This is a genomic window from Mesorhizobium sp. M8A.F.Ca.ET.202.01.1.1 (genome assembly GCF_004791595.1).
GTDB lineage: Bacteria > Pseudomonadota > Alphaproteobacteria > Rhizobiales > Rhizobiaceae > Mesorhizobium.
The window spans coordinates 324,152-336,317 of the sequence record NZ_SRUN01000003.1 but is presented as its reverse complement, the minus strand read 5'-3'; the positions used below and the strand labels follow the sequence as shown (position 1 = coordinate 336,317).

9 protein-coding genes are annotated in these 12,166 nt (G+C 64.8%); all 9 read left to right on the top strand.

Going from position 1 to position 12,166, the window contains the following annotated elements; translation table 11 throughout:
- Positions 1 to 81: 81 nt before the first annotated feature.
- The 9 genes from EN845_RS09545 (at position 82) to EN845_RS09505 (ending at position 12,101) form a co-directional block, all read left to right on the top strand.
- Entirely contained in the window at positions 82 to 681 is a 600-nt protein-coding gene (locus tag EN845_RS09545; protein ID WP_127275591.1) for an ANTAR domain-containing response regulator, read from the top strand.
- Between the two features lie 2 nt (positions 682 to 683).
- Positions 684 to 1,922, top strand: coding sequence for a CmpA/NrtA family ABC transporter substrate-binding protein (locus EN845_RS09540; RefSeq protein ID WP_167531304.1), 1,239 nt, complete (start codon positions 684 to 686; stop codon positions 1,920 to 1,922).
- Between the two features lie 351 nt (positions 1,923 to 2,273).
- Positions 2,274 to 3,590: a CmpA/NrtA family ABC transporter substrate-binding protein gene (locus EN845_RS09535; protein ID WP_127869844.1), complete on the top strand. Its 1,317-nt coding sequence runs from the start codon at positions 2,274 to 2,276 to the stop codon at positions 3,588 to 3,590.
- 67 nt (positions 3,591 to 3,657) lie between these two features.
- A complete protein-coding gene (ntrB, locus tag EN845_RS09530) occupies positions 3,658 to 4,548 on the top strand; it encodes a nitrate ABC transporter permease (protein WP_127869845.1) in 891 nt (296 codons plus the stop codon).
- Positions 4,549 to 4,558: 10 nt separating this feature from the next.
- The gene (locus tag EN845_RS09525; protein WP_127869846.1) at positions 4,559 to 5,356 is read left to right on the top strand and encodes an ABC transporter ATP-binding protein; all 798 of its coding nucleotides are present in this window, start codon (positions 4,559 to 4,561) and stop codon (positions 5,354 to 5,356) included.
- Between the two features lie 4 nt (positions 5,357 to 5,360).
- Positions 5,361 to 7,811 (top strand): nitrite reductase large subunit NirB, encoded by a 2,451-nt coding sequence (gene nirB, locus EN845_RS09520; protein WP_127869847.1) that lies wholly within the window; start codon positions 5,361 to 5,363, stop codon positions 7,809 to 7,811.
- Positions 7,812 to 7,816: 5 nt separating this feature from the next.
- Entirely contained in the window at positions 7,817 to 8,146 is a 330-nt protein-coding gene (gene nirD / locus EN845_RS09515) for a nitrite reductase small subunit NirD (protein ID WP_127869848.1), read from the top strand.
- A 1-nt stretch (position 8,147) separates the two neighbouring features.
- A complete protein-coding gene (locus tag EN845_RS09510) occupies positions 8,148 to 10,856 on the top strand; it encodes a nitrate reductase (RefSeq protein ID WP_127869849.1) in 2,709 nt (902 codons plus the stop codon).
- 330 nt (positions 10,857 to 11,186) lie between these two features.
- Positions 11,187 to 12,101 carry a hypothetical protein gene (locus EN845_RS09505; RefSeq protein WP_127869850.1) on the top strand — a complete coding sequence of 305 codons (915 nt, stop codon included), beginning with the start codon at positions 11,187 to 11,189 and terminating at the stop codon, positions 12,099 to 12,101.
- Positions 12,102 to 12,166 lie beyond the last annotated feature (65 nt).

Genomic DNA, 12,166 nt, shown 5'->3' with positions numbered 1-12,166 from the left:
TAGCCGTTGACAGCCGTCGCCTCCCGCCGACGCCGCCATTGCCGCATTGCACAAATTTCCGAGCATGCCCACAATGCGGGCATGATCCGAACTTCACTCGCCGTCCTGGTGATCGACGAAAACCGCATCCGTGCCTCGATAATCGAGGCTGGCTTGCGCGAGGCGGGCCATCAGCGGGTCACCGTCATCCATGACGTCAGTGGCATTGCGCGCCGCATCGCCGAGATCGAGCCCGACGTCATCGTCATCGATCTGGAAAACCCCAACCGCGACATGCTGGAAAACATGTTCCAGCTGTCACGTGCGGTAAAGCGGCCGATCGCCATGTTCGTCGACCGCTCCGACCAGGCCTCGATCGAGGCCGCGGTCGATGCCGGCGTTTCGGCCTATGTCGTCGACGGGTTGAGGCAGGAGCGCGTCAAGCCGATCCTCGACATGGCGGTGAGCCGCTTCAACGCTTTCTCGCGCATGGCGCGCGAACTGGACGAGGCGCGCAGCGAGCTCGAGAGCCGCAAGGTGATCGACCGCGCCAAGGGCATCCTGATGAAATCGCGCGGCCTGAGCGAAGAGGCCGCCTATATGCTGCTGCGCAAGACGGCGATGAACCAGAACCGCAAGATCAGCGATATCGCCCAGAGCCTGGTGACTGCCGCCGGGCTTCTCGGACCGGGGGACGAATAGACATGGGCGCCGAGCATCAGATCACCGCCGGCTTCATGCCGCTTTTCGATAGCGCCGTCCTGGTGGCAGCCGGCGAACTGGGCTTTGCCGCGCGCGAAGGCATCGATCTGGCGCTGCACCGCGAGACCTCCTGGGCCAACATCCGCGACCGCATCGCCATCGGCCATTTCGACCTTGCGCACATGCTGGGACCGATGCCGCTTGCCTGCAATCTTGGCCTCACCCCCCTCGCCTCCGAGACCATCGTGCCCTTTTCGCTGGGGCTCGGTGGCAACTGCGTCACCATCTCCAACGCCGTCTGGGCCGGCATGGCGGCGCACGGCGCCGTACCCGATCTCGATCCGGCTCGCGCCGGCGCGGCCCTCGGTGCGTTCATCCGCGAGCGGGCGGCCGCCGGCCGCGAGGCGCTGCGCTTTGCCGTCGTGCACCCGCATTCCGGGCACAATTACGAACTGCGCTACTGGCTTGCCGCCTGCGGCATCGATCCAGAGCGGCAGATCGAGATCGTGATTGTGCCGCCGCCCTTCATGGCCGACGCGCTGGCCACTGGGCGCATCGACGGCTATTGCGTCGGCGAACCCTGGAACAGCGCCGCGGTGGCGGCCGGCACCGGCCATATCGTCACCGTGAAGGCGCTGCTCTGGCGCAACAGCCCGGAAAAGGTCATCGGCGCGCGCAAGGCCTGGGCCGAGCAAAATCCCGAGGCCCTGGCTGCACTGCTGCGCGCATTGCATCACTCGGCGCGCTGGTGCCAGGACCCTGCAAATCGCGCCGAACTGGCGGCGCTGATGGCGCAGCCCGGCTTCCTTGGCCAGGAGGCGGCCGTTCAGATGCCGATCCTGACCGGGCATCTGCAGCTCGGCGGCGGCGCACAGCGGGCCGTCGAGGACTTCTTCGTGCCTTTCGACAAGGCCGCCAATTTCCCCTGGAAGAGCCATGCGCTGTGGTTCTACACCCAGATGGTGCGCTGGGGTCATGTCGCGCACACGCCGGAGAATCTCGCCATCGCCCGCGACTGCTACCGGCCCGACCTTTACCGGTCGGCGCTGAAGCCGCTCGGCGTCGCGCTGCCGGGCGCCAATGCCAAGGTCGAGGGTGCGCTGAAGGTGGCGACGCCGGTGGGCTCGGCGGGCGCCAGCCTGGTGCTCGGCCCGGACGGCTTCTTCAACGGCCAGATCTTCGATCCGGACGAGATCGACGCCTATGTCGACAGCCAAAAAACGACCCTCGGAGAAGCCTGATCATTTCTGCGCCATCCTTGTGCATTGCACAAAAATTATGCGCCCCTGTAGGCAAGGTGATCAATGTTTGACCCCAATCGCGGTGGATCGAGTTGCCGCGTGATGCTCCGATCCCACTGAATTCATTTGATGTTTTCTTCCAGAAGGAAACTGGCACGGTTCCTGCATTGAAATGAGCGAGCCCTTCTCGGGCAACGGAACAGGCGTCCAATGGCGGGCGCCACAGGCAAAGCTGCCGCTCAGGCCACTGCGCAATCCCCAGGGATGCGCGAAGGCCTGGACGGCGGCTTTTTTGTTTTTGGCCGAACACGCAATCGACGGCGCTTCCAAGGCGCTCAACCGGAGACGACGATGACGAAACGGATCGGAACTGGCACATCCCTCAAGGATTTCACCCGCCGTGATTTTCTGGCCAGCAGCGCGCTGACGGCGGGACTGTTTATTGCCGCAAGGTCATTGTTTCCTGCGGGCGCCCATGCCGAAGGCAAAGGTCCCGAAGTGACCGGCGCCAAGCTCGGCTTCATCGCGCTGACCGATGCCGCGCCTCTGATCATCGCCAAGGAGAAGGGCCTGTTCGCGAAATTCGGCATGCCTGATGTCGAGGTGCTCAAGCAGGCCTCCTGGGGGGCGACGCGAGACAATCTGATGCTCGGCGGCGAAGCCAACGGCATCGACGGCGCCCACATCCTGACGCCGATGCCTTATCTCATGCACACCGGCAAGGTGACGCAGAACAACCAGCCGCTGCCGATGGCAGTCGTCGCTCGCCTCAACTACGATTGCCAGGGCATTTCAGTAGCCCAGGAGTATGCCGCCACCGGCGTCGGCCTCGATGCCTCCAAGCTGAAGGACGCCTTCGCCGCCAAGAAGGCGGCAGGCAAGGAGGTCAAGGCCGCCATGACCTTCCCGGGCGGCACACATGATCTGTGGCTGCGCTACTGGCTGGCCGCCGGCGGCATCAACCCCGACAAGGACGTCTCGACCATCGTCGTGCCGCCGCCGCAGATGGTGGCCAACATGAAGGTCGGCAACATGGACGTGTTCTGCGTCGGCGAACCGTGGAACGAACAGCTCGTCCACCAGGGCGTCGGCTTCACCGCCGCCACGACCGGCGAGATCTGGAAGGGTCATCCGGAAAAGGCGCTCGGCCTGCGCGCCGCCTTCATCGAGAAATACCCGAACGCCACCAAGGCGATCGTCATGGCGGTGATGGCGGCACAGCAATGGTGCGACGCCAAGGAGAACAAGGACGAGATGGCCGCCATCATCGGCAAGCGGCAATGGATGAACGTGCCTGTCGCCGACATCGTCGGCCGCCTCAAGGGCGACATCAACTACGGCAACGGCCGGGTCGCCACCGCCACCGACCTCTACATGAAATTCTGGAAGGGCGGCGTCTCCTATCCATTCAAGAGCCACGACAGCTGGTTCCTCGCCGAGAACATCCGCTGGGGCAAGTTCGCGCCGACCACAGACATCAAGGCGCTGGTCGACCAGGTCAACCGCGAGGATATCTGGCGCGAGGCAGCCAAGGAACTCGGTGTCGCGGCAAGCGACATCCCGGCCTCGTCTTCGCGCGGCGTCGAGACTTTCTTCGACGGCAAGACTTTCGATCCGGCCTACCCCTCGGCTTATCTCGACAGCCTGACGATCAAGGCATCGGCCTAGTCAGGCCAAACGGCATTTCGCCGTCTCTCGTTCAGTTCGACCAGACGCCACGGAGTTTTCCCAGGACATGTCCATCCAAGTCATCGAGGACACCAAGGTAAAAGCATTCCCGGCCAAGCCGGCCGAGGTGGTCGCCTTCACCGCCAAGACGCGGCGGCGCATTGATCTGGTATCGATCGCAGGCAAGGTCGCCAGCGCCCTCGTCCCGCCCGCCATCGTCATCGCCCTTCTGCTCGTCGTCTGGCAGGTCGCCTGCTCGTCGCCGACGGCAAGCCTGCCGCCGCCGAGCCAGGTATGGAACGAAGCCTATGACCTGATCGCGCATCCGTTCTTCGACAACGGCCCCCAGGACATCGGTCTTGCCTGGCGGGTGCTGATCTCGCTGCAGCGCGTCGCCATCGGCTTCGGCATGGCGGCGGTGGTCGGCGTCGCGCTCGGCGCGCTGGTCGGTCAGTCGGTCTGGGCGATGCGCGGCCTCGATCCGGTGTTCCAGATCCTGCGCACCGTGCCGCCGCTCGCCTGGCTGCCACTGTCGCTCGCCGCCTTCCGCGACTCCAATCCATCGGCGCTGTTCGTGATCTTCATCACCTCGATCTGGCCGGTCATCATCAACACCGCCGTCGGCGTGCGCAACATCCCGCAGGACTACCGCAACGTCGCCCGCATCCTGCGGCTGAACCAGCTCGAATTCTTCGTCAAGATCATGGTGCCGGCCGCGGCGCCTTACATCTTCACCGGCTTGAGGATCGGCATCGGCCTATCCTGGCTTGCCATCGTCGCAGCCGAAATGCTGACCGGCGGCGTCGGCATCGGCTTCTTCATCTGGGACGCGTGGAACTCGTCACGGCTGCCCGACATCATCGTCGCGCTCGCCTATATCGGCGTCACCGGCTTCTGCCTCGACCGCCTGGTCGCGGCGGTCGGCGCCTTTGTCACCCGCGGCACGACGGCAAAGTGAGGACAGCGCCATGACCGCCTATCTCAAACTCGACCACATCGACAAATCCTTCGCGCGTGGCGGCCAGGTCAGCGAGGTGCTGAGGGACATCAGGCTGACCATCCACAAGGGCGAATTCGTCTCCATCATAGGCCATTCGGGTTGCGGCAAGTCGACCTTGCTCAACCTGATCGCCGGCTTGACCAAGGTTTCCGCCGGCGCCGTGCTTTTGGAAGACAAGGAAGTCGACAGCCCCGGCCCCGAACGTGCCGTGGTGTTCCAGAACCATTCGCTGTTGCCGTGGCTGACCGTCTACGAAAACATCAACCTGGCGGTGTCGAAAGTCTTCGGCCGTTCGAAGAGCAAGGCCGAGCGGCATGACTGGATCATGCGCAATCTCGACCTCGTGCAGATGGCGCATGCAAGCGACAAGCGCCCGGCCGAAATCTCCGGCGGCATGAAGCAGCGCGTCGGCATCGCACGGGCGTTGGCCATGGAGCCCAAGATCCTGCTGCTCGACGAGCCGTTCGGAGCTCTCGACGCGCTGACGCGCGCCCATCTGCAGGACGCCGTGATGGATATCCATTCCAGGCTCGGCTCGACGACGATCATGATCACCCATGACGTCGACGAGGCGGTGCTGCTGTCCGACCGCATCGTCATGATGACCAACGGTCCGGCCGCGACCATCGGCGAAGTGCTTCCCGTGCCGCTGGCGCGGCCACGCCGGCGCATCGAACTTGCTTCCGACCGCACCTTCCTGCGCTGCCGCGAGGCGGTGCTGAAATTCCTCTACGAACGCCACCGCTTCGTCGAAGCCGCGGAGTAACGCCATGACCGAAAAACTCGTCATCATCGGCAACGGCATGGCCCCCGGGCGCATGCTGGAGCATCTGCTGGAGCAGGCGCCGGGCCGCTACGCCGTCACCATCTTCAACGCCGAGCCGCGCGTGAACTACGACCGCATCATGCTGTCGCCGGTTCTCTCCGGCGAGAAGGCCTATGAGGAAATCATCATCCATGGCGACGGATGGTACATCAAGCACGGCATCACCCTCTACAAAGGCCACAAGATCGTGGCCATCGACCGGACGGCGAAGACGATCACCTCCGATCATGGCGTCACCGAGCCCTACGACAAGCTCGTCATCGCCACCGGCTCGGTGCCGTTCATCATCCCGGTGCCGGGCCACAATCTGCCGGGCGTACTGACCTATCGCGACCTGGACGACGTCCAGGCAATGATGCTCGCCGCCCAGTCGCGGGCCAAGGCCGTGGTCATCGGCGGCGGCCTGCTCGGATTGGAGGCGGCGGCCGGCCTCAACGCGCAAGGCATGGACGTCACCGTGCTGCATGTCATGCCGACGCTGATGGAGCGCCAACTCGATCCGGCCGCCGGCTATCTCCTGCAGCGCGCGGTGGAGGAGCGCGGCATCAAGGTCATCACCAAGGCCAACACCCAGGCGATTACGGGCAATGGCAAGGTCGAGCAGGTGGAACTCGCCGACGGCACCATCATCCCGGCGACGCTGGTGGTGATGGCGGTCGGCATCAGGCCAAACGCCGCGCTGGCCAAGGATGCAGGCGTCGCCGTCAACAGAGGCATCGTCGTCGATGCCGGCATGCGCAGCAACGACCCCGACATCTTCGCGCTCGGCGAATGCGCCGAGGTGGGCGGCATGGTTTATGGGCTGGTGGCGCCGCTCTACGAGATGGCGCGTGTTGCCGCTCATCAGCTTGCCGGCGACGAGACAGCTGCCTTCGTCCACATGGACACGCCGACCAAGCTCAAGGTCACCGGCATCGACCTCTTTTCGCTCGGCGACTTCGCCGACGGCGACGACCGCCAGGAGATCGTGCTGCGCGATGCTTCCGCCGGCGTCTACAAACGCCTGGTGCTCAAGGACGACCGCATCATCGGCACGGTGCTTTATGGCGAGACATCGGACGGCGCCTGGTTCAACGACCTGAAGAAGAAACAGACCGACATATCGCAAATGCGCGATACGTTGATCTTCGGCCAGTCCTACCAGGGGGGTGCCCCGCTGGACCCTATGGCGGCCGTTGCAGCCTTGCCGGATGATGCGGAAATCTGCGGCTGCAACGGCGTTTGCAAGGGCAAGATCACGGGCGCGATCACGGGCAAGGGCCTGACTTCGCTCGACGACGTGCGCGCCCACACCAAGGCGTCGGCCTCCTGCGGCTCCTGCACCGGGCTGGTCGAAAAGCTGATGGTGTTGACCCTCGGCGACACCTACAACCCGGCCGCCGTACAGCCCATGTGCTCCTGCACCACGTTCGGCCATGACGAGGTGCGTCGGCTGATCAAGGCCAAGGCGCTGAAGACCATTCCGGCGGTCATGCAGGAACTGGAATGGAAGACCTCCTGCGGCTGCGCCAAATGCCGGCCGGCGCTCAACTACTACCTCGTCTGCGACTGGCCTGACGACTACGCCGACGACTACCAGTCGCGCTTCATCAACGAGCGCGTCCACGCCAACATCCAGAAGGACGGCACCTATTCGGTGGTGCCGCGCATGTGGGGCGGCGTGACCAACGCCGCCGAACTGCGCGCCATCGCCGACGTCGTCGACAAGTTCGAGATCCCGATGGTCAAGGTCACTGGCGGCCAGCGCATCGACATGCTCGGCATCCGCAAGGAGGATTTGCCGGCGGTGTGGGCCGATCTCGGCCAGGCCGGCTTCGTTTCCGGCCATGCTTACGCCAAGGGGCTGCGCACGGTGAAGACCTGCGTCGGCTCGGACTGGTGCCGCTTCGGCACGCAGGATTCGACCGGTCTCGGCATTCGCATCGAGAAATTCATGTGGGGCTCGTGGACCCCCGCCAAGGTCAAGATGGCGGTGTCGGGTTGTCCGCGCAACTGCGCCGAGGCGACGTGCAAGGATGTCGGCGTGATCTGCGTCGACAGCGGCTACGAGATCCACTTCGCCGGTGCCGCCGGTCTCGATATCAAGGGCACGGAAGTGCTCGGCCTGGTCAGGACCGAGGACGAGGCGCTGGAGCACATCGTGGCGCTGACGCAGATGTATCGCGAGCAAGGCCGATACCTCGAGCGCATCTACAAATGGGCCAAGCGCATCGGCATAGCCGAGGTCAAGCGCCAGATCATGGACGATGGCGAGAAGCGTCGAGCCTATTACGAGCGCTTCGTCTTTTCGCAGAAGTTTGCCCAGGTCGATCCGTGGTCCGAGCGCGTCTCCGGCAAGGACAAGCACGAGTTCCGGCCGATGGCTTCGGTCGGGTTTGCGCAGGCGGCGGAGTGACCCCCATGACCTGGACCGCCATCGGCACCCTCTCCGACATCCCGCGCCGTGGCGCGCGTTGCGTCGCCACACCACAAGGCAAGATCGCCGTCTTCCGCACAGCGGACGACGCGGTCTTCGCCATCGAGGACCACTGCCCTCACAAGGGCGGACCGCTGAGCCAGGGCATCATCCATGGCGCGGCCGTGACGTGCCCTCTGCACAATTGGGTCATCTCGCTGGAGACGGGCAAGGCGCTTGGCGCCGACGAAGGCGCCGTGCGCACCATTCCCGTGAAGCGGGAAGGCGAGCGCCTGTTCATCGCGCTGGAAGCGCTGGCCAGCCGCGCCGCCTGACATGGAGATCGTTGACGCGTGCGAGGTGAGGACCACCTGCCCCTATTGCGGGGTGGGCTGCGGCGTGCTGGCAAAGGTCGCCACGGACGGGCAGGTGTCCGTCCGTGGCGACCCCGATCATCCGGCGAATTTCGGCCGGCTCTGCTCGAAGGGCTCCGCGCTCGCCGAGACCATCGGCCTCGACGGCCGGTTGCTCCGTCCGCAAATCCACGGCCGGGGCTCCTCTTGGGACGAGGCGCTCGACCTCGTCGCCTCGACCTTCTCGCAAGTCGTTACCGACCATGGTCCCGACGCGGTCGCCTTCTACGTCTCCGGCCAGTTGCTGACCGAGGATTACTACCTCGCCAACAAGCTGATGAAGGGCTTTGTCGGCTCGGCCAACATCGACACCAATTCGCGGCTCTGCATGGCTTCGTCCGTCGCCGGCCACCGCCGCGCCTTCGGCTCCGACACGGTGCCGGGAAGCTACGAGGATCTGGAACTGGCTGATCTGGTCGTGCTGGTCGGATCCAACCTCGCCTGGTGCCATCCGGTGCTTTATCAGCGCATCGCGGCTGCCCGCGAAAAACGGCCCGAGATGAAGGTGGTGCTGGTCGACCCGCGCCGCACCATGACATCTGATATCGCCGACATGCACCTGGCGATCGCGCCGGATGGCGACGTCGCCCTGTTCACCGGCCTGCTGGCATGGCTCGGTCAGCACAATGCGCTCGACCGTGCCTATATCACGGCGCATACGTCCGGCTTTGGACAGGCACTGTTCGCCGCCTCGGCGCTCGACCTTGCCGGCGTCGCTGCCGCCACGGGGCTCAGCGAAGACGAGATCGGACGTTTCTACAGCCTGTTTGCCAGGACCGAAAAGACCGTCACCGTCTACAGCCAGGGCGTCAACCAGTCGTCCCAGGGCACCGACAAGGTCAACGCCATCATCAACTGCCATCTTGCCACTGGCCGTATCGGAAAGCCCGGCGCCGGACCGTTCTCGGTCACCGGCCAGCCCAATGCCATGGGCGGCCGCGAGGTCGGCGGCATGGCCAACATGCTCGCCGCCCATATGGAGATCGAAAATCTCGAGCATCGCGAACGCGTGCGTCGCTTCTGGAAGACACCGGAGATTGCAGGCAAGCCCGGCCTCAAGGCGGTCGAGATGTTCAAGGCGGTTGCCGACGGGCGCGTGAAAGCACTGTGGATCATGGCCACCAACCCGGTCGATTCGATGCCGGATGCAGGCGCCGTCGAAGCGGCGATCAAGGCCTGCCCCTTCGTCGTGGTGTCGGACGTGCTGGCCGAGACCGACACGGTCCGCCATGCCCATGTCCGGCTGCCGGCGACGGCCTGGGGCGAGAAGGACGGCACCGTCACCAATTCCGAGCGCTGCATCTCGCGCCAGCGCGCGTTCTTGCCGGCCCCCGGCGAGGCGCGGCCCGACTGGTGGATCATTGCCGAGGTGGCGCGGCGCATGGGCTTTGACGACGCGTTTGCGCATGAAACGCCAGCGGAGATTTTTGCTGAGCACGCCGCGTTGTCAGGATTCGAGAATGACGGCGCGCGGGATTTTGACATCGGGGCCTATGCTGATGTTGACGCCGATGGGTATGAAGCGCTTGCGCCGTTTCAGTGGCCAGCACTTCAGCCAGGCGGAAGTACTCAAGCTGAACCTCCGCCCGACGCGGTCAACTCGACCGGGCACCAGCCCACTCGCTTCTTCGCCAACGGCAACTTCTACACGCCCGACCGCAAGGCGCGCTTCATCGCCATCCGCCCGACCGTCGAAACCCGCACCACCCCCGACTTCCCGCTCATCCTCAACACTGGCCGCATCCGCGACCACTGGCATACCATGACCCGCACCGGCAAAAGCCCGCGCCTGTCCCAGCACATCGCCGAGCCCTTCGTCGAAATCCACCCGGTGGATGCGCAACGCCACGGCGTTGGCGATGCTGACATCGCACGCGTCTCGACTCCGCGCGGCGAAGTGCTGGTCCGCGCGCTGGTGACCACGCGCCAGCGTCAGGGCAGCCTGTTCGCGCCGATGCACTGGACCGATCAATTCGCCGCCAGGGGTCGGCTCGACACGCTCACCACATCGCTTACCGATCCGGTGTCGGGCCAGCCGGCGCTGAAGCATGTCGCGGCCCGCATCGAGAAATTCACCGCTCGGGCATTCGGCTTTGCCGTGACACGCAAAGGGCCCGTGGCGATGGCCGACTATTGGGCGGTAGCCAGATGCCGGGGCGGCTGGCGGGTCGAGCTCGCCTTTGCCCACGACGATGTCGACTGGACGGCCTTCGCCGGTTCGCTCTTCGATGCTGCGGATGGCGAAATGCTTGCCTATCACGACCGCGAGGCCGGCCAGCACCGCATCGCCGCCTTCGACGGCGAGCATCTGGCGGGTGCCTTGTTCATCGCGCCCGGTCCGGTCGCGGTGTCGCGCGGCTGGGCGGCCGAGCAACTCGATGAGGTCCACGCCAGCCAGCGGCAGCGTTTCAGGATCGTCGCCGGCCGCGCCGGTGCCGAGCGGCCAGATGCCGGCGCGACCGTCTGCTCCTGTTTCAACGTTGGGGTCAACCAGATCACGGCTGCCGTGGCGGCTGGCTGCACCAGCGTCGACGCCATCGGCGCCACGCTGAAGGCGGGCACCAATTGCGGCTCCTGCCGGTCCGAGATCCGGGCGATCATCGCGGCCAATCGGGTCCAGGCCGCCGAGTGAAGGCGACATGCCCCCCGCCGGGCCGGCCTGAACTCCGGTCGGAAGGTGGGATCGAACCTGTCCAACAGTTAATTCGACTTCGCCGGGGGTGATGGGGGTGAAAGATGCCTCCATGGACCAGCAAAAGGAAATGCCCCTGCGGACAACCGTCGCACCACGCCGCTCGCTTGGCTGGATTCCACCGTTCGGCTGACCATAGTTGGGAGGCGTTTTCCAAGCCATGGCAAGCGGTTGGCGGAATGCGCATGTAACCGTGCCGTGGATCTGTGGCTCGGCTGGCCCTGTCCTTCGCAATTGGTACGTCTGGACACGCGTGGTGAAGACTGGAAAATGGGGAACGCAACCTCGCCATCCGAGGTGATTCAAAGCATCGGGAGATCAGCGCTGAATCTGGAAGACATAGCCGGCCATCCGGCCTTGCACCGCTACGTTCAGGAACAGTCGCAGTCCCTGATCCGTATCTACGAGGAAAGCCCGCGGCTGGCTTCCATCTTTGCCACCCAGCAGCGTTGGCTGTTGGGTCATGTCGGCCTTGCCATGCACTTCAGGCGCGACCCGAATGACCGCCGCAAGGAACTGACCGTATCGCGTTTCATCGAGGTCGTGCACAAGAATGCGGTGGCCAGCCGCAATACCGCGGACGCCTTCATCAAGGAGATGCTGCACTACAACATCGCCGAGTATGTGGCGGGCGGGGACGGTCGCACGCATCCCCTGCAGCCGACAGCGGCGACCATCGAGCGATTCACCGGCTGGGTAACAGCCCATCTGCGCACGCTTGACCATATCGACGGCGGCGACCGGCTGGCCAGATATTTGGAGCGTCCCGAGATGCTTGCCACGCTGCAGCCCCTGGTGGCTGACGGACTGCTTGCGTCCAAGCCGGTGCGCGAACCCAACCAGACCTTTTCCCTGTTCATCTGGCTCAACAATGGCGGCATCGTCATGGACTGGCTGATGTCGGGCATCGACCCCGCCCACGCCGGCCTGGAGCGGATTCCGACCAGCGTGGTTTCGATCGGTGACTTCGCCAAATGGCTCAAGCTGTCGCGGACCCATCTCGGCCGCAAACTGCGCACGGCAGAGGAGCTCGGCAGCATTGGCTGGCTTGGTCAGCGCGGCCATTCGGTGATGTGGGTGTCGCACCGATTTTACGAGGAATACATGACCGTCCAGGCGGCCAAGCTGGCCGTCGTCGACACGGCCTTCAAGGCCTGCTTCCCGCCATCGCAAGGCGACGGCTGAGCAGCGGCACACGAGAGCCATTTCAGCCGTGATACGTTTCCGTCCGGAATTGTGCCAGAACAGGT

Coding starts and splice junctions, on each gene's coding strand:
- EN845_RS09545 (WP_127275591.1), top strand. CDS start 82: ATGATCCGAACTTCACTCGCCGTCCTGGTGATCGACGAAAACCGCATC.
- EN845_RS09540 (WP_167531304.1), top strand. CDS start 684: ATGGGCGCCGAGCATCAGATCACCGCCGGCTTCATGCCGCTTTTCGAT.
- EN845_RS09535 (WP_127869844.1), top strand. CDS start 2,274: ATGACGAAACGGATCGGAACTGGCACATCCCTCAAGGATTTCACCCGC.
- ntrB (WP_127869845.1), top strand. CDS start 3,658: ATGTCCATCCAAGTCATCGAGGACACCAAGGTAAAAGCATTCCCGGCC.
- EN845_RS09525 (WP_127869846.1), top strand. CDS start 4,559: ATGACCGCCTATCTCAAACTCGACCACATCGACAAATCCTTCGCGCGT.
- nirB (WP_127869847.1), top strand. CDS start 5,361: ATGACCGAAAAACTCGTCATCATCGGCAACGGCATGGCCCCCGGGCGC.
- nirD (WP_127869848.1), top strand. CDS start 7,817: ATGACCTGGACCGCCATCGGCACCCTCTCCGACATCCCGCGCCGTGGC.
- EN845_RS09510 (WP_127869849.1), top strand. CDS start 8,148: ATGGAGATCGTTGACGCGTGCGAGGTGAGGACCACCTGCCCCTATTGC.
- EN845_RS09505 (WP_127869850.1), top strand. CDS start 11,187: ATGGGGAACGCAACCTCGCCATCCGAGGTGATTCAAAGCATCGGGAGA.